We start from the raw sequence: 17003 nt of genomic DNA on the forward strand, positions 1-17003 counted from the left end.
TTGAATCATGATGTAGCAATCCATTGATAACAATTCTCATTAATTGTACGGGAGACTGGATAAAACTGCAATTGCACTTGAATGAGAAAAAGCAAAAAAACGCCTAACGATCATCAAGATGACCACTCGGCGTTTTTCCCTCTCCACTTAAGTTATTCTTATGACTCAGTGTCCGACCATCCAAGGTCGCTTCCCCCCGCGGCTGTGGGAATGACCACCATACGAGTGACTCCCATGGCTGCACCCTGCTCCCTCGTGTGAATGAGCTTGTTTCCTGACGATTTTCGGTTCCACACCACGCTCGATACGTTGGCGCAACGCTTGCGGTGTCATGATCAATCCTGGTGCAGCATACAAACGCTTTGACGGTTGCTGGCAATCGGGGCACGCAACGCTATCTGTAAGCTCGCTCATCTTCAGCCACTGTACAAATGGACCACATTCCTCGCACATGTAATCGTATCTCGGCATCGTATTTGGCTCCCTCTTTCGCGGTCTTTTTCTAGACTACTTCGGTAAAATATCTCGATCAAAAATGCTAGTTGGGATAGACAAGGTGCAGCACGCGTTCGGAATATCGACGATCCCCGCAATTCTTCCCTCCACCGGTGCCGTACCCAGCAGCATGTAGGCCTGCTCCCCCGTGAAACCCATCGCTGTTTTCAAATACTCGATGGCATTTAGGCATGCATTGCGGTAAGCGACGTGCGCATCCATGTACAGCTGCTGCCCTGTCGTCTCATGGACAGAAATTCCTTCGAAAACGAGGTATTCCGTGTAGCGAGGCTCTACTGGACCTGGCTTGAATACAGGGTTATTCACGATGTTATACTTTGCCATCCCGCCCTTGATTACGTCGACATGAAGATCCAGCCATCCAGCCATTTCAATTCCACCGCAGAAGGTCACTTCACCGTCTCCTTGTGAAAAATGCAAATCGCCCATGGACAGCTTCGCTCCATTTACATAAACCGGGAAGTAGATGCGAGTGCCTTTGGACAAGTTTTTAATATCGCAGTTTCCGCCATGCTCGCGAGGAGGGACAGTTCGAGCCGCTTCTCTGGCAATCCGATCAAACTCGGCTCCTTTTAAACTGCCCAACACCGCGCTGTGCGGGGTCGGCAAATTAGCGAGTGGCGGCATTCGTTCAGGATTTGTCGCTACGAGGTCGCTCTCTCTTCGGTTCCAGCGATCCAGTAGCTGGTGGGAAGGTGCCGTACCGATCAAGCCTGGATGAAGAAGGCCAGCAAATTTGACTCCTGGCAAATGACGAGAGGTCGTGTATATTCCGTGGAAGTCCCAGATCGACTTGGCCGCTTGTGCGTAATGATCGACGAGGAAGCTCCCGCCGTTTTCTTTGGCGAAAATCCCGTTAAAGCCCCATTCCGATTGGGGAAGTGCCCCGATATCGAGAATATCGACAACCAGGAGGTCGCCTGGTTCTGCTCCATTCACCCAGACAGGTCCACTGAGCACATGGACGCGATTGAGATTGACATCGCGAATGTCGGAAGGGTCATCGTTGTTACTGATCTGCCCGTCCGTCCAGTCCTTACATTCCATGCGGAAAACAGCTCCTGGATTCACGGAAACTGTTGCCGGAATGTCTGGGTGCCATCTGTTGTGACCAGGTGTATCCTGCTCCTCCATCGGCTTGTTCAAGTCAACTCGAAATAAAACTTCTGGCATGCTGCTTCCCCCTCACATGTTCAAAATTGCGAATGATGTACATTCACAAAAAAGAAGCAAATGACATGCCAATGCTTGCAGGTCTCGATAAAAATTTGATGATACCGATTCTTTTGGCTATTTTCTCCTGTATACTTATTACATAGAGCTTGTCGCAAAACAGGTCATGCAGTTGATCTGTCTTTGACCGGAAATATCTCTCATCTCTTGTATCGCTTTCGTCATTGTGTGTCGTTTGTTTCCCTGCTTCCTTGTCGGACACCTGTCCCACGATCGAACAAACAAACTATAACCAAGAAAGGGTGCGAGAACGATTTTTGAAGCCGGCATACTGCTCTCGTCTTTCGATTCTTCCGCTGTAATCGAGCGTTCCCATCATCGCACGATCTCTCATGCTGTCTTTCATTCTCTCTATCAGCAATTACAGGCCTCCGCGAATTTTTCACCCTACGAATTTTCTCTGATCAGGGATGCACTTATTCATTTCCTACATAATGGCTCTTTGCCATTTCTCCCGCTATCTCTTTCAACTACGAGACGCCCTTCTACACCTCAATCTGATCCTGTGATTCCAGCTCTCAGCCACGTCTCTCATTCAGCTCCCAATTGGAAGAGTCTTCTTTTCGCATGGGCCGAACACAGCCAAGAATACCTAATCGCGGTCAGTGACGAGGGGGTTGTGCTGTTTTCTAACAAGCGGGCACAAGAACGATTTTCGTTATATGAAGGCCTTGTACTCGAGGTAGATTGGGAACAAGAACGCTTAAGCAATTGGTTTTTGGAAGAACTCGATCTGGGGGAAAAGACGGGGTATCGTCTTTTTCTTATTCGCCCATGCATGTCAACCTTGTCAAAAACAGCTAGCAGCTACTCGTTTTCAGAGATTCAAACGAATAGTCCCCTCTATCAAGCCCAACTACATACAGCACGTATCGCTGCACAATCTTTATCGAATACGTTATTGCTGGGAGAAACAGGCTGTGGCAAAGAAGTCCTTGCACGTGCCATCCACTCATCCAGTTCGCGAAAAGACGGCCCTTTTCTTGCAGTCAATATCGCAGCACTTCCACGCGAGCTTATCGCCAGTGAGCTGTTTGGATATACAGAAGGAGCTTTTACTGGAGCAAAAAAAGGAGGGCAACCGGGAAAATTTGAAGCAGCAAATGGAGGAACGCTTTTTCTCGATGAAATCGGGGAAATGAGTATGGAGCTTCAAGTGCTTTTGCTGCGGGTGCTGGAAGAACGAAAAGTGACGAGATTGGGCTCTCACGAAGAAAAGCCATTGGACATCCGGATTATCGCTGCCACCAATCGTTCCATTGAAGAAGATGTACGGAACGGGCTGTTTCGTGCAGACCTTTACTACCGGCTGAATGTCCTGCAAATACGCATCCCTCCACTGCGCGAACGAAAGGAAGACATTGCAACCTTGGCTGACGAGTTCCTCCAGCAGCTTCATACCCAATACGCTGGCGGTCCGACAGGCATCTGTGAATCTGCTCTGGCAATCTTGCAGCAGCACTCTTGGCCCGGAAATATTCGTGAGCTTCGCAATATTATAGAGCGAGCGTTTTTACATGCGTACGGCGATTCGTGGCTCACCTCTCACCATCTCCCTAGTGAATGGCAGCAACAGTACGGATTGCAAGAAGCTTCTGGGGAACCATTGCCTTTGTTGCGAGAATTAGAGCGACAGACGATCCAGCAAGCCATCACACAAGCTCCATCAATCAGCGCCGCTGCCAAAAAGCTAGGAATTGCGCGAAGCACCCTGTATCGAAAAATGGAAGAGTTAGGAATCGGATAAGGAAATCGGGGGATGAGCGTAAGCGGCTTGTCCCCCGAAATATTTTGCAGATGCCCTATTCGTTAGCGAGTGCTCGCCGTATCGTCATTCGTGCTTCCTCTGCCATTTCTTCGTCATGGTTATCAATGGCTTGCATCCAGAGTAGCATCGGAATGTACACCGCCATCATCCTGGCCAATATTTTTGTCTCTTCATCCACTTCTCCATACGCATGGAAAAAAGGCTGGCGGGCCTGTGGCGGTAAAAAACTGTAAGCCACATTTAAATCTGCTCCTGGGTGACCCACGTTGAGATCTCCCCAGTCAATGATGCCTGATATCTGCCCAGCTTCACCTACCAGCATATTTTTCACATGGAGGTCTCCATGCAGAAGAACTTCACGCGGACTTATTCGGTTTATCAAGACCTGCCCCAAATAATTCGCGATCGCATCCCGATCCTCGTCCGAAATATGTACGGCCAAGGTAGACAAGAATGTCTGCATCTTTTCTTTTCTCTGTGCAATGTCCAGGAGGTTCCTGTGATCATGCTCGCCCCCGTTCTCGCGTGCATGCTCGGGCGGAAACGCGTGCAGTCTTTTTAAAAATGTCGCGAGTGCCACTGCCGATGAAGCACGCTGTTCGTCGGTCAAGCCTTTTGGAAACGTTCCCGGTACGAACGTGTACCCCAAAAAAGGGAATGGATAGTCGTTGCTAGGTTCACCGTAAAAAACTGGCTTCGGATACGGAAGCGTCAGGAATGCCGCAAGCATTGGCAGCAGCACCCCTTCCTTTTTGATCAATTCAACAGCGACATTCCGCCTCGGAAAACGGAAAACATAATCGTCCCCCACGCGAAAGACCACGTTATCCCAACCACAGCCAATAAGCTTAATTGGCATAGAAGATAACTGCGGAAACTGACGGAAGATGAGTGCGCTCGCCAATGGTTCGGATACTTCCCAGTCAGCATCCCATGGATTCGCGTTGGTCATATTTGCCTTCCCTCCTATTGTGATTATGTTTCGTAGCTACGAATGCGTAGAACGGATCACATAGACACATTTCTTCCCTCCGATTGCCACACACTCCGTCCGTTCTACACTCGTCTGGAGTAACGCTCGGTAACAATTCAGCTCTCTTTCACAGATCATCTGATACCGGTCTGCTACTTTAAAATATGGACAATTGTGCTGTGTGATCACAAATTCCTCATCGCTTTCTCGTTCCCACCTCGCCATGAATCCGTTCTCATCTTGGATGCGTGCCATCTCTGCTACCTTTTCAGATAGCTCTTTTCCTGCCATTTGTCCCTCGTATTTCTGGATAATCTTCTCTTGCTGTCTTGCGAAAAATTGATCAACTCGGTCTGTCCCATCTGCCAGCACGATATGCTCCATCAAATCAACGGCTAATTGCCCGTAATCATTCGGAAATTGCTCGTTACCTTGCTGTGTCAATGAGTAGTAGTGCATCGGTCTGCCTGCTTTTTGACGCCCCACTCTGCACACAACGAAACCGTCTTTTTCCAAGTAGATCATCTGCCTGCTGACAGCTACCTTTGTGAGCTCCAGCTTGTTTTGCAAATCTTTTGTGCTGAGCTCCCCTTCCCTTTTCAGCAATAAAAGAATGTATTCTCGTGTAGATAGGTGTCTATATCTCTCCATTTTCTCTTCGCCCCTTTAATTGGAAAAGAACGATACGCTCACAGTATATGCCCTTTGCAAAACTAATTCAACAAACATGTTTACAAAGTGACAGTCTTTGTTCATAACGAAATCTACACAGTTGCAACTTATTAAACATTTTAGTTGAATATATATAAATTTGTGCATATACTGTAATTGAAGTGCAAGGTGCTTTTTTCCAAAAAGGATAGGTGAAACGAATGAAACCTGTATTCTCCCTTCTTCGTGAACGACAGGTCGAGGTGACTTATCAGGAGCCTTTGGCGGCACATACTACCTGGAAAATAGGCGGACCAGCGGATTTACTAATCACACCGAGCAGTAAATCCCATCTGATCATGGTTCTACAAATACTGAATGATCATCATGTCCCATGGATGGTGCTAGGAAAGGGCTCGAACCTTTTAGTTACAGACAAGGGGTATCGTGGCGCGGTCATTAAATTGAACAAGGCTTTGGACTATGCCCGAATCGTGGGCAATCAGATTTACGGAGGGGCCGCCTACTCCTTGATCAAGCTTGCAGCGTTGGCAAACAAGCACAGGCTCAGTGGCTTGGAATTTGCAGGAGGAATACCCGGGTCTGTAGGCGGCGCTGTGTATATGAATGCAGGCGCTAACGGATCGGATATCTCTGACATTTTCCATTCTGCCGAAGTGATCACGCAAACTGGAGCCATACGCCGCCTGCGTGCCGTAGATTTGGATTTTTCTTATCGCCACTCCTCCTTGCAAGATACTGATGTCATTATCACGGAAGCTATCTTTGAGCTGACTCCGCGCGACAGCGAAAGCATCAAGCTCCAGTGGAACCAATATAAAGAGAAGCGTCTAAAAACACAGCCACTGCCTTTTGACTGTGCAGGCAGTGTTTTCAGAAATCCTCCAGGCCATTTTGCTGCAAAGCTCATTGAAGAGGCTGGCCTCAAGGGCATGCGGTATGGAGGCGCTGAAGTATCGAACAAACATGCCAATTTTATTATGAACACCGGCAATGCCACCGCACTTGATGTATCGACACTCATGAAGCAGATCCAGGAAAAAGTGCACAGCCAATCAGGTATTCAGCTTGTTCCTGAGGTTGTAATCGTAGGTGAACAGTAAGCATAAAAAGGGAGGTCTCACGATGATACAAATCAGCGAAGCTGCCGTAACTCGCATTCAGAATATGCTCGAACAAGAAAGCTCTTCTCTCTTCATTCGTTTTGGCGTGAAGGACGGGGGATGCTCCGGGATGACCTACGGACTCGGTTTTGATGATACCTATCAAGAAGGCGATACCACGATCCATATTGATGGAGTGAAGCTGGTCGTCAATCCGGAAAGCTATCCGTATGTCGATGGCGTCGAAATCGATTACAAAGAGACAGGAATGATGGGTGGATTTACGATCCAAAACCCGAATGCAATTGCCACCTGCGGCTGTGGAAGCAGCTTCCGTACAGCGCTACATCGAGGAAAAAGAGAAAAGTGTGAGTAAACCAACGAACGAAAATGGCTTGTCACCGATTCCGAACGAATGCTAGCCATACAACCAAATAGCCCATCCGTTCTTCCCATCAAACATCAAAAAGCCAATTCTCTCTTAGAGAAAATCGGCTTTTTGCCCGTTCCTTTATCCCTCCCGCTTCGTCTCGATCGATAATCCTTCGACATGCTTGCGACTCATCATTTTACGCTTCTTCCGGTTTTCTTTTGTCTCGAATACGATGTCCATGTCGTAGTCGGTCGGATACAATTCTTTGCTCTCAATATGCAAGACAAGGCGCTTTTTGTTGATTTTATATTTCTGATTTTGAATCATGACGCCAACGATACCTTTGGAGTCCTCCGCGGCAAACACGATGCCGGTTCTTCCGAGATAGGAGATGAATACACTATCACCAACAGCAAATGGTTTGTCACGCTTAGGCGTGGCTGGCGTACCTGCTGCTTTTTCTGAAATTCCCTGCGGAAGAGGTTCATGCCGTTCCTCTTCTACTTCTACTGCCACTGTCATTTCCACTTCTTCTGGCTCTTCTATCACTCGTGTCTCCACATAATTCGGAGCCTCATGCTCTTCCTGCTCGTCGTTTTGGTATTGTTCCAGCCTTTCTGTCATGAAAGTCGTAGCAGCGAATCCATTCCGAGTAATTTCCCGAGAACGCTGAATCATCTCAGACGGGATACCCAGCTTCAGTGCGATCAGGAATGCGTAACTCTGGCCAGCTTCTCCGATTCGCAAGCGATACAGTGGCTGCAAGGTCTCTTCGTCAAATTCCATTCGTGCATTTTGGAACCCAGCAGTTGCGGAGGCAAAATTTTTGATCTCGTTAAAATGCGTATTCACAATTACCGTCGCACCTCTTCTGTGCAGCTCCTCCAAAATAGCAATGGATAGGGCGACACCTTCTCCTGGATCTGTACCAGTAGCCATCTCATCAATCAGAACGAGGGTCGCGGCATCGGTAATCTGCAAGATTTCCAAGACATTATGAATATGCGCGGAGAACGTGCTTAACGCTTGCTCGATGCTTTGCCCATCCCCAATATCTACCGCGATGTTGCGGAAAATGGAGAAGCGACTGCCTTCCTGTACAGGTACGAGCAAACCGGACTGCACCATCATTGTTAAAAGTCCAATCGTTTTCAACGTCAATGTTTTCCCGCCTGTATTGGGACCTGTAATAATAAGCGATTTGTACTCTCGACCAATCTTCAGATGCAGCGGCACCATTTTCGGACCGAGTAGCGGATGTCGCGCTTCCTTGACATCGATGATCCCTTTGTCGTTTAGTTCTACATTCGCACCTCCGATTGCCAATGCGTACTTCGCTTTTGCGAAAAGGAAGTCATACATTCCAACGGTCTCAACATTCACAGCAAGTTCGTGCGTATATTCTTCTGCGAACGCGGACAGTTGCATCAATACTTTTGTTACTTCGCGTTCTTCCTCTGCCATGAGTGCTGTCAGCTCGAACTGTACGGAGCTGATCTCCGTCGGTTCCATATAGACGGTTTGACCGCTCGCCGATTCATCTAAAACACTGCCAGCTACTTGCTTGCGATGCTCTTTTTTGATGGGGATGACATAGCGTCCATTGCGTGTACTAATGACATTTTCTTGCATGATCGAACGATATTTGTTCATGATGGATTCCAGCTGTCTTTTCAGGCGCTCTTCAAATACGACAATGCGTTTACGCACCTTCAACAAGTCTTTGCTGGCGGAATCGACAACTTGCCCATGACGGATGCATTGTTCGATTTCATTTTTCAATTTTTGAGCGTCGTACATCGATGCTGCATAAGTGCTTACGCGTGGCGCCAATTGTGCTTTTGTCGCCATGTACTTCGTTAGCTGTGAGCAACTCGTTAGGAACAAGTACAGATTCGTAAAATCGATTACACCAAATACATATCCCGTCCCCAGGAGGGAAAGTATCTTTTCCATCCCTTCCAGTGCAGGAATCGGTACACTGGCCCCATTTTGCAGGATGTTTTTGGCTTCTGCTGTTTCGTCCAACTTACTTCGCACTCCTTTTACAGAGTCAATCGGCACCATTTGTTCGACATGCTTTTTCCCTACGTACGATAAGGCGTACTCCATTACTTTTTCTTTGATTTTGTCGTATTCGAGACGCTGTAATGCTTTTTTATTCATGACTGATTTCTCCTTTTTTATGAAAAATAAAAAAGGGCGAAGAATGAACAAATGTCATTCTCCGCCCTTTTTTTGGGATACCTAAACAAAACGCAACCAAATAAAAAACCGCGCTGAACTCAGCACGGATTTTGGGCGCAATGATAGGGTTTTCACCTAAGGCATTGTATGATATCCGTTGTTCTTAACTAATTCCAAGGCCGATTATCATCCAGCACAAAGAAACTTTGCTACATGGCAAAATTTCGAATGATGAATCAAGACCTTTTGTATGGAATTGCTTTAGTTAAGAACGACCGCCGACATCAACATCTCTCCCTAGATATGGTTCTTTTTACTTTAACGTATGTAATCCGCTATCGTCAAGCCGCTTCCCATTTATACACCTTCACACGAAAGCTCACAAAAATATCGTTGAGTTGTTTACTTACCACATCCCAGTCCCCGCCTGCTAATCCGCAGCCAATCCCGTATGGAATGGCGATGGTCAGATTTTCTTTTTTCGCTAGGGAAAGAACTTCTTCTAACCCTTTTTGCAGCATGTCGTATTTCGTGTAGACACCTTTTTTTCCATAACCAAGCTGTGCGAAAAGGTTGGCCATGTACTTCCCTTCCCCAACCTGACAAAGCAGCACTTGTCCAAGGAGGTCTTCACGTGCATCCGCATACTGCTCGCAAAGCTGCTTGTACTCTGTATATACACTTGGATATTTGGCTCTTATTTGCTTGGCAAGCCCTGCTCCCATCACACCCATGCAGTTGACCTGCTGTACGATGATATTTTCCTTGGCTTCCAAAATATTTCCTGGTATGACTTGTACCCAATCATGCATTGCACTCACCCCTTTTCCTTACGTGACATGTACGGCCTTCTTTTTACGCCTCAAGAACCACAGACAACCAAAGTAAAGCAAGGAAGCAACTATGCCCAAGACGTAAAACTTTGACAGAACAAAGGCAAAGGAGCGCGTAACGATTAAAAAAAGCATCATGGTCGCGATCATTCCAGCCATGATGTACAGCAGCGCTTCTAGCAAGAAAAGATGACTTCTCTTGTTCCATGGTAATCGCTTCGTGACCCGATCAATGACGAGTGATTGCGGAATTCCTAAGAGAAACACCGTCGGGAACGTAAACATAGCGATAGGAAGAACAGAGAAACGATCCTGAAAATACAGAAACGCAGTCCCAAACGTAAATAAAAAACTGGCGAGTATACCCGCAATAAACCTTTCAGCCATGCTGGACAATCACCTCCTATACCTGCTCACGTATAAACAGATCTGGATAGATTACTACAAGCCCATTGGTATCGACAGTGATGTTCTCCACGAATGTTCCTGCCCGGTATTGATACACAGAGGAGTCTACTGTGCTTTCTAGCAACGTATATTGCTGCTGCACTTGTCTATACGTCAGCTCATGGGCTGAGAAATAGGCTACTTGGATCGACTGAGGTTCACCTGGAGCATACGACAAGCGGCGGATCGGCAGTGTATTCGTGAATGGTGTACAAGAAATATCGATATCGATACAGCCAAAGAGCTCAGGAATGGACTCCCCCGACTCGTTCGTCCAATTTCCCCTGCCATCCGATGAGAGATGCAGAGCACCTTCTTCACCCATGATTCCCATTGAAACCTCTCGCGTGATCCAATTTGAATCAAGGACAATCTCATATTGGATTCTTGAAATGGTTTCGTCATCCAGCTTCCCGATCACCATGCTGTTTACGTGGATCCGGTTCAATCCCTCCCGTATTCTCAAGTGCTCATATCCGACACCTGTCGTTGGTTTCCAGATAACATTCATAGGTAACATACCTACCCCTCCGATCATTTGTTCCCCTGTTCTTCATCCTATCATTTCTTGGATGAAAATGGTAGAGTCCTGTATTATCGGCTTACAAAACGCATATCTGATTAATTGATTGAATAGAATATTTTTATCGAAAAAGAATGGAAAGGAGACAATCTATGGATAATACCTCCTTCTCCTTATCACGACCTGAAATGCTGTCCATTATTCGCAAAGGTCTCCCACAAGCTCACTCCCCACTCAACATCATCATCGTAGGCGCTGGAATGGCCGGTCTTGTTTCTGCCTCGTTGCTAAAAGCCGCGGGACACAACGTAACGATTTTGGAAGCAGCAGACCTGATAGGTGGTAGAGTTTTCACATTGCGCTCTCCTTTTACCCATGGCCATTATCTAGAAGCTGGTGCCATGCGCATTCCTCATACACACGATCTAACCTTGGCATACGTGACAAAATTTGGTCTTCCCCTTCAACCGTTTATCAACAATACTACGAACGACATCATCTCAGTAAATGGTATCAAAACGAGGCGTTGGATCTATCAACGCGATCCGGACATCCTCCGTTTCCCTGTAGCTCCACATGAAAAAGGCCGTACGTTCAATGAATTGGCCGGAGAAGCCATCAAGCCTGTCATCGACTTCATCAAACTCAATCCAGCGACGAATTGGCCGATCGTCGTCCAAAAATACGATCGTTTTTCCATGGATCAATTCATGCGCTTCAATCCTGTTGGCCCTTCCTTATCCGTCCCCGCTATCGACATGATCAAAGTCATGACTGGCTTCGAAGGGTTCCCTGAGCTGGCCTTTCCCGAAATATTACGAGACTTCATCCTGTTCGATCCTTCTACACGCTTTTACGAAATAGCAGGGGGATTTGACCAGCTACCACAGGCATTTCTCCCCCAATTACATGAGAATATCTACTTTCAGCATAAAATGACGAGAATCGTCCAAACGGGAAATCAAATTACGATTTCTGGCGTGTGTACCCACACTGACGAGCTGTTTCAGATGACCGGTGATATCGCGATTGTTACCATCCCTTTTACCGTTTTGCAGTTTGTACAAGTCGAACCGTACGACCTGTTTTCCTATCAAAAATGGAAAGCCATTCGTCAACTCCACTATGTTTCCTCATCCAAAATAGGCGTCCAGTTCTCTCAGCGATTCTGGGAAGCACAGGGAATAAAGAGCGGACAAACCGTTACAGATTCGCCTATTCGCCTCTCCTACTTTCCCAGCCACGGTTTTGATCAGCCTGGGGGTGTCGTATTGGTCAGTTACACATGGGAGGATGACGACCTTCCGTGGCTCAGCATGTCGAAAGAAGAGCAGATTATGCAAGCAGTAAAGCTTCTGGCTGACATTCATGGGGAGCAGGTGTACAGCACCTTTGTTACGGGAATCACACATAATTGGGCGTTGCAGCCTTATGCTGCTGGTGCTTTTGCCTTGTTCAAACCGTTGCAGGAGACGGAATTTTCTCCTTACATTGGTGCATCTGAAGGAAGAATTTATTTTGCGGGGGAGCACACCTCGAATGAATATCACGGCTGGATTCAGGGGGCGATAGAGTCGGCTGTGCGAGTGGCTGTAGAGGTAGGGAGAAAATGAGCGGGAGAATGTACGATGAAAAATTCCGTACATTCCCCCGCCGCTTATCGACTACTATTCTTTTACGATTTCATCTCATATTCTTTTCGAAGTAGCGCTAACTTCACAAGATCAATGTACATCCCATTTTCAAATTCTGTTTCCCGATGGATCCCTTCCACTTGAAAGCCGAATTTTTGGAGCAAATGGATGGATGCCGTATTTCTCGTATCTGCGTCAGCTTCTATTCTATTTAGATGCATATGCGTAAACCCGTACGCGATAATGGGCCGCAACGCTTCCGACATAATCCCCTTATTCCACCACGAAAAATTCAGATCATACCCAATCTCCGCTTTGTTATGTACAGCATGATAATGTTTGTAGCCGCAGCTGCCAAGAAATTTTCCAGTGGAACGATCCGTGACCGCCCACCTGAGTCCCTGTTGTTGTTCAAATAAGTCTCGATACCAACGAAGTTCATTTTCAGCCTCGGCTATCGATTGAAACCTCGCTATCCCTACATATCTCGCCACCTCTTCATGTGACAAAACTTCATAAATATCTTCTATGTCTTGTTGATCAGGTTGTCGAAGGATCAATCTGTCTGTTTCGATGACAGGAAATTGATTGAACATAGTTGGGTTACTCACGAAAAGAACCTCCTCGTATACATGGGAGAGGAGATTATTGGTGCCCCTTCCCCTTCCATAGTCTTGTAGTAATATGGTTTATTATAGGAAGGACATGTAGGATAAGCAACGGTGATTGGTCAGTTCAGCCCGCCCAAAGCGTTTACGTTTGATCCCAGCCAAGATGAGCCACTTATTTTAGCGTGGCACTTTTTTGGCTACTCGCGCTTTTACGAAATATTTATTGGCGTTGCTGAACTGGCCTGTGCCCTACTCATTCTTTTTCCTAGGACGAGAACCATCGCAGCAGTTTGTCTATTCCCCATTACCTTGAATATTACAGTCGTCAATTTTGCTTTTGATATTTCTGCCCAAAATTACAGTCTGCTTCTCACCGTAATGTGTGGCCTATTGCTGTGGGTAGATCGAAAAAAATTGTGTGGTCTGCTCGCGAAATAATCAAATATCTGGAGGCTCATGGCTATGACCCCTTTTTTGACTATGGTATTGATCGGCATTTTTGTCGTGACAACTCTGTACTACTGGAAGGAAAACCGAGTGAAAGGCACTGATAGTTGAACAAATCTCTTGCGTACTACAGAATCTTACGAAAATGATATTCCATCTCTCCAGCCAGTGCTGCCGGAGTATCACCTGTTTCACGGAAATCATGGGTATAAATCGTTTCAAACGGCCCAAAATCCGCTTGCTTATAAAATTCAAAGCAAGGGAACCCATCATGCGCTCCTTCGATCTGTACAAGACCATCACTTTTCGCAGTTATCGATAACAAGTAGTCAACTGGAGGCGCTTGCTCATTCAAGGGATTACTCGCACTTGCGCTCATTTCAAAGCTCACTTCTTCATCCGACTTCCACACGATGTTCCTACACAAAATGCCCTCTGTACTCGCTTTTCCTTTTCGCAGCTGAATCGAGCCATCTGGATTCGTGATCTTCTCTGTTGTGATTCCTGTGTTCTGATAGGTGAACATTTCTTTTTTCATAAAGTCTACGACGACCTCTTGCTCCACTCTGGAACGCATGCTGTTGACGGCATAGGGAGTAAATTCACGTGAATCGCCTTCGAATTGAATGACTTTTCCTGTTTGCGGGTCTGTCCTAGGTTCTGTCCATGACAGGGGGATAAATACACTCGCTCTTATTTTGATCAGGTTCACCATAAATCTTAGCACCTCCGTATTTTCGTTCTTACCTGAAATGGTACATGCTACTGGCTATGTTTTGCTGGACAAATACGTGAAGTTTTTACTCGGAACAAACTCAACATCAATGTCTTCAAAATTTTTGTTATCACACAAACTAATCAGGTTCGTTGGGACATGAATCCTTTCAACACCCATCCTTGGATTACTAATACAGCAAACGCCATGAGTATTCCTTTGATAGAATTTTCATGTTGTGGTTCACGAAAGCAGTTCGTAGACTGTGGCTTCTCTTTGCTTTTTCGACATGTAGAAAAATTATCCTATAGCTTTCTTGTCAAAAAAATTCATCCTAGACTGTGCAGCCTCAGGACTCATCACTTTCCTAATCGCGTTTTAATGAGAGCCATGTTATGATGCAAAAAGATAAGGATTATCCAGTGATTACCATATATGATTTTCAAATAACATCGTATGAGTAGGGTGGGATGATTATGTCGCACGAGAATGCCACTCTTCACGATCCAGACAGATGTATTTTTCTCGTTACTGGGATTATGGCGTCTGGAAAATCAACCGTAGCTCAATTACTCGCTGAAAAACTGAATCGAGGTGTTCATCTGCGAGGTGATTCGTTCCGACGAATGATTGTAACGGGCAGAGAGGAGTATATGCCTGAACCGTCAGAAGAAGCCATTCGTCAGTTGTGGCTGCGCTACAAAATAACAGCCTCTACGGCAGACACTTTTTTTGAGGAAGGATTTAATGTCGTTGTCCAGGATGTTGTGGTCGGCCCCTTTTTGGGCCAATTTGTTGAAATGATTCGGAACCGTCCGTTGTATGTTGTAGTGCTCACGCCAAACGAAAAAGCGATTGAAGAGAGAGAAGCTTCCCGTTCCAAAACAGGGTATGGTGCCTGGACGATTGCCCACCTCAATAAAATCTTGCAGACTGAAACACCAAAGCTTGGCATGTGGATCGATTCTTCCGAGCAAACGCCTGAGGAAACTGTCGAAGAAATCTTGCGGCGGGCTTTTTCTCAAACTCCCCAGTAATGTCTGGCTTATTGAATGCCCCCTCATGTAAAATCACCACTCTCAAGACTTATCTGATCTTTTGCCCGATCTTCATGAAAAAACCTGAGTTCGGTGAAATCCCGAACTCAGGCAACCAGATCGTCTAACTGCTTACACTGCGTACATCGTTGGCCAGAAGTACTCTACGCCTTCCGCGTACAAGAACGCTTGGAACTTTTTCAGCTCATCAGGAGTATTTCGGACAGCGCGAGGAGTCAGGCCATATTGCAAGCAATACGCTATCAAATAGCCAGCTACTTCACCGACGTTCCACTCTACTGGGTGGAGACGGAAGCATCCATTCGTAATATGCGTAACCCCAAGGTTTTTGCCCGCCGGAAGCAGGTTATTTACACGCACAGGGATTAAGCTGCCCAACGGAATTTGGAACGGATAAGTCGACACATCCACGTAATTACGATTCGCAGTGCTCGGATGCAGGTCAATTCGATAGCTGCCGACCCCAACGGAATCATGGAAGGCTTCTGCCTTGCCTGTATTGCGGACAAATGCACTCACATGCTGCTCCAATACGGTGAATTCGGCTTTGATCCGGCGGGATTCACGAATATATGGATACATCGCCAGTCCATCCTCTGTCCCCACCACATCCTTGCGCAGTCGCAGTCCCGGATACCCTTGTCCACCATCGGGGCGAGGTGCCTCTGTTTGCATCCAATAGAGCAGGGAGAGACTCAACTGTTTACCGCCTTGAAGGTGACGCTGACGCTCTTCCTCTGGCACATCAATGATCGAGCCTAACCAGTAGTCATTTTGCGGCCAGTTCACCATTGATACACCACTCTTGTATAAACCGGTTTGGAAGTTTTTCGGATCAGCAATCTGACGATACGTGAAGAGCGGAAAATATTTAGTCCCCGGGAACAGCTCATATCGTACAGAGTCAGCAGTATTTCGCGGATTGGAGCCTGTCCAGCTGAGCAGCTTGTCTGGCCAGAAATCTGCTTTGTAGTTGCGCCAGAAGTCATACGTTTCCGGCTTGGCAATCGTATGATTTTCTCCCTCCAAATAATCCATCGCGAAGCAATACGTAAACGCCTGAATATCATTTGGTTGCGGCGGCCCGACAACCGCATTTGGCTCTCCTGTTTGATCGACTGATTCAGCGCCAAGGACATATTCTACGCCGGCTTGCGGGAGTACATCTCCACATTCTGTCGCGTCCAAGAAATACGGTGCTACTAATTCATGAAAATCATGATGCTTCCGATCTTCTACTGTGATCGACAGTACGTTATCGCCAGCCATGCGAACGGCATGCAGCTTGTGATTCGTCAGAATAGTAAGTCTACCACTATTAATATAAGGAGCAAGCATCTGATAAAAAACAGCGAGCGCTACTTTTGGTTCGTGGCAAAGTCGACTTACGGAACCGTTACCAGGGTCAAGATTCGGAATGACACGTGCTTCTGCCGTCATTGGATAATGGTTGCGATAATAGTCACGCACGCTGTCACGGAATGTGCGATAGCTTCGGGTGCAACCAAACTGTTCGATCCATGGATGCTCATCTGGCGGTACCGCTTGGCTCGTAAATTGACCGCCAATCCAATCGGTTTCTTCCGTCATAATGACTGATTTTCCTGATTTCGCTGCTGCCAGTGCTGCTGCACAGCCACCAGTACCTCCCCCAATAATCACTACATCAGCATGAAGTTCTCTCATCTTTTATTTCCTCCACTCTTATTTTGTTTGGTTGATTCTGCCAATAAATACGAGATCAATGACAATAAGTTACAATTTTCGCAGAAAAAACTAAATATTTTTTCCAATGCCTCCTACTTCCGCAATTCTTGACTCTGCATCATCTCCTCATTTTTCCTCAAACAAGAACAAATGTTCTCATTTAAATATATACGAACACAATGAGAACAGTCAAGAAAATATTT

Annotated in this window: 18 protein-coding genes; 6 read left to right on the plus strand and 12 right to left on the minus strand. The window is 46.4% G+C overall.

Annotated elements, in window-relative coordinates:
• Positions 1 to 165 precede the first annotated feature (165 nt).
• From C7R93_RS18210 to C7R93_RS30940, 3 genes are all read right to left on the minus strand, one after another.
• Positions 166 to 471, minus strand: coding sequence for an FmdB family zinc ribbon protein (locus tag C7R93_RS18210; RefSeq protein WP_106840142.1), 306 nt, complete (start codon positions 469 to 471; stop codon positions 166 to 168).
• Positions 472 to 507: 36 nt separating this feature from the next.
• The gene (fmdA, locus tag C7R93_RS18215; protein WP_106840143.1) at positions 508 to 1689 is read right to left on the minus strand and encodes a formamidase; all 1182 of its coding nucleotides are present in this window, start codon (positions 1687 to 1689) and stop codon (positions 508 to 510) included.
• 286 nt (positions 1690 to 1975) lie between these two features.
• Positions 1976 to 2110: a hypothetical protein gene (locus C7R93_RS30940; protein ID WP_279629451.1), complete on the minus strand. Its 135-nt coding sequence runs from the start codon at positions 2108 to 2110 to the stop codon at positions 1976 to 1978.
• 258 nt (positions 2111 to 2368) lie between these two features.
• Here C7R93_RS30940 and C7R93_RS18220 point away from each other — a divergent pair, with 258 nt between their 5' ends.
• Positions 2369 to 3496 (plus strand): sigma-54 interaction domain-containing protein, encoded by a 1128-nt coding sequence (locus C7R93_RS18220; RefSeq protein ID WP_244191577.1) that lies wholly within the window; start codon positions 2369 to 2371, stop codon positions 3494 to 3496.
• A gap of 55 nt (positions 3497 to 3551) precedes the next feature.
• On the opposite strand, the gene C7R93_RS18225 is transcribed toward C7R93_RS18220, so the two are convergent.
• On the minus strand, positions 3552 to 4469 hold the full coding sequence (locus C7R93_RS18225) for a phosphotransferase (RefSeq protein WP_106840145.1): 918 nt from the start codon (positions 4467 to 4469) through the stop codon (positions 3552 to 3554).
• Between the two features lie 36 nt (positions 4470 to 4505).
• On the minus strand, positions 4506 to 5141 hold the full coding sequence (locus tag C7R93_RS18230; protein WP_106840146.1) for a helix-turn-helix transcriptional regulator: 636 nt from the start codon (positions 5139 to 5141) through the stop codon (positions 4506 to 4508).
• A gap of 221 nt (positions 5142 to 5362) precedes the next feature.
• Here C7R93_RS18230 and murB point away from each other — a divergent pair, with 221 nt between their 5' ends.
• Positions 5363 to 6265, plus strand: a complete 903-nt coding sequence (gene murB / locus C7R93_RS18235) for a UDP-N-acetylmuramate dehydrogenase (protein WP_106840147.1) — start codon at positions 5363 to 5365, stop codon at positions 6263 to 6265.
• A 22-nt stretch (positions 6266 to 6287) separates the two neighbouring features.
• Positions 6288 to 6641: a HesB/IscA family protein gene (locus C7R93_RS18240; RefSeq protein ID WP_106840148.1), complete on the plus strand. Its 354-nt coding sequence runs from the start codon at positions 6288 to 6290 to the stop codon at positions 6639 to 6641.
• Positions 6642 to 6776: 135 nt separating this feature from the next.
• On the opposite strand, the gene C7R93_RS18245 is transcribed toward C7R93_RS18240, so the two are convergent.
• The 4 genes from C7R93_RS18245 to C7R93_RS18260 form a co-directional block, all read right to left on the minus strand.
• Complete coding sequence (locus C7R93_RS18245) at positions 6777 to 8804, minus strand: endonuclease MutS2 (RefSeq protein WP_106840149.1); 2028 nt, start codon at positions 8802 to 8804, stop codon at positions 6777 to 6779.
• 362 nt (positions 8805 to 9166) lie between these two features.
• Entirely contained in the window at positions 9167 to 9637 is a 471-nt protein-coding gene (locus tag C7R93_RS18250; protein ID WP_106840150.1) for a macro domain-containing protein, read from the minus strand.
• Positions 9638 to 9655: 18 nt separating this feature from the next.
• Positions 9656 to 10045, minus strand: a complete 390-nt coding sequence (locus C7R93_RS18255) for a hypothetical protein (RefSeq protein WP_106840151.1) — start codon at positions 10043 to 10045, stop codon at positions 9656 to 9658.
• A gap of 16 nt (positions 10046 to 10061) precedes the next feature.
• Entirely contained in the window at positions 10062 to 10625 is a 564-nt protein-coding gene (locus C7R93_RS18260) for a putative glycolipid-binding domain-containing protein (protein ID WP_106840216.1), read from the minus strand.
• 155 nt (positions 10626 to 10780) lie between these two features.
• On the opposite strand from C7R93_RS18260, the gene C7R93_RS18265 reads away from it, so the two are divergent.
• Entirely contained in the window at positions 10781 to 12241 is a 1461-nt protein-coding gene (locus C7R93_RS18265; protein WP_106840152.1) for a flavin monoamine oxidase family protein, read from the plus strand.
• Positions 12242 to 12303: 62 nt separating this feature from the next.
• On the opposite strand, the gene C7R93_RS18270 is transcribed toward C7R93_RS18265, so the two are convergent.
• Positions 12304 to 12873, minus strand: coding sequence for a GNAT family N-acetyltransferase (locus tag C7R93_RS18270; RefSeq protein WP_106840153.1), 570 nt, complete (start codon positions 12871 to 12873; stop codon positions 12304 to 12306).
• Between the two features lie 111 nt (positions 12874 to 12984).
• Here C7R93_RS18270 and C7R93_RS18275 point away from each other — a divergent pair, with 111 nt between their 5' ends.
• Positions 12985 to 13311: a DoxX family protein gene (locus tag C7R93_RS18275; RefSeq protein WP_106840154.1), complete on the plus strand. Its 327-nt coding sequence runs from the start codon at positions 12985 to 12987 to the stop codon at positions 13309 to 13311.
• A gap of 136 nt (positions 13312 to 13447) precedes the next feature.
• Here C7R93_RS18275 and C7R93_RS18280 read toward each other — a convergent pair whose 3' ends face one another.
• The gene (locus tag C7R93_RS18280; RefSeq protein WP_106840155.1) at positions 13448 to 14035 is read right to left on the minus strand and encodes a DUF3238 domain-containing protein; all 588 of its coding nucleotides are present in this window, start codon (positions 14033 to 14035) and stop codon (positions 13448 to 13450) included.
• A gap of 476 nt (positions 14036 to 14511) precedes the next feature.
• Here C7R93_RS18280 and C7R93_RS18285 point away from each other — a divergent pair, with 476 nt between their 5' ends.
• The gene (locus tag C7R93_RS18285; protein ID WP_425266737.1) at positions 14512 to 15072 is read left to right on the plus strand and encodes an AAA family ATPase; all 561 of its coding nucleotides are present in this window, start codon (positions 14512 to 14514) and stop codon (positions 15070 to 15072) included.
• 132 nt (positions 15073 to 15204) lie between these two features.
• On the opposite strand, the gene C7R93_RS18290 is transcribed toward C7R93_RS18285, so the two are convergent.
• Positions 15205 to 16779 (minus strand): FAD-dependent oxidoreductase, encoded by a 1575-nt coding sequence (locus C7R93_RS18290; RefSeq protein WP_106840157.1) that lies wholly within the window; start codon positions 16777 to 16779, stop codon positions 15205 to 15207.
• Positions 16780 to 17003: the final 224 nt, after the last annotated feature.

Origin of the sequence: Brevibacillus fortis (genome assembly GCF_003013395.1) — a bacterium.
Classification (GTDB): Bacteria; Bacillota; Bacilli; order Brevibacillales; family Brevibacillaceae; genus Brevibacillus; species Brevibacillus fortis.

Bases quoted from the DNA above. Each gene is read 5' to 3' on its own strand.
- C7R93_RS18290 (WP_106840157.1), bottom strand. From the start codon at position 16,779: ATGAGAGAACTTCATGCTGATGTAGTGATTATTGGGGGAGGTACTGGT.
- C7R93_RS18245 (WP_106840149.1), bottom strand. From the start codon at position 8,804: ATGAATAAAAAAGCATTACAGCGTCTCGAATACGACAAAATCAAAGAA.
- C7R93_RS18225 (WP_106840145.1), bottom strand. From the start codon at position 4,469: ATGACCAACGCGAATCCATGGGATGCTGACTGGGAAGTATCCGAACCA.
- C7R93_RS18210 (WP_106840142.1), bottom strand. From the start codon at position 471: ATGCCGAGATACGATTACATGTGCGAGGAATGTGGTCCATTTGTACAG.
- C7R93_RS18255 (WP_106840151.1), bottom strand. From the start codon at position 10,045: ATGGCTGAAAGGTTTATTGCGGGTATACTCGCCAGTTTTTTATTTACG.
- fmdA (WP_106840143.1), bottom strand. From the start codon at position 1,689: ATGCCAGAAGTTTTATTTCGAGTTGACTTGAACAAGCCGATGGAGGAG.
- C7R93_RS18260 (WP_106840216.1), bottom strand. From the start codon at position 10,625: ATGTTACCTATGAATGTTATCTGGAAACCAACGACAGGTGTCGGATAT.
- C7R93_RS18230 (WP_106840146.1), bottom strand. From the start codon at position 5,141: ATGGAGAGATATAGACACCTATCTACACGAGAATACATTCTTTTATTG.
- murB (WP_106840147.1), top strand. From the start codon at position 5,363: ATGAAACCTGTATTCTCCCTTCTTCGTGAACGACAGGTCGAGGTGACT.
- C7R93_RS18240 (WP_106840148.1), top strand. From the start codon at position 6,288: ATGATACAAATCAGCGAAGCTGCCGTAACTCGCATTCAGAATATGCTC.
- C7R93_RS18285 (WP_425266737.1), top strand. From the start codon at position 14,512: ATGTCGCACGAGAATGCCACTCTTCACGATCCAGACAGATGTATTTTT.
- C7R93_RS18250 (WP_106840150.1), bottom strand. From the start codon at position 9,637: ATGCATGATTGGGTACAAGTCATACCAGGAAATATTTTGGAAGCCAAG.
- C7R93_RS18280 (WP_106840155.1), bottom strand. From the start codon at position 14,035: ATGGTGAACCTGATCAAAATAAGAGCGAGTGTATTTATCCCCCTGTCA.
- C7R93_RS18265 (WP_106840152.1), top strand. From the start codon at position 10,781: ATGGATAATACCTCCTTCTCCTTATCACGACCTGAAATGCTGTCCATT.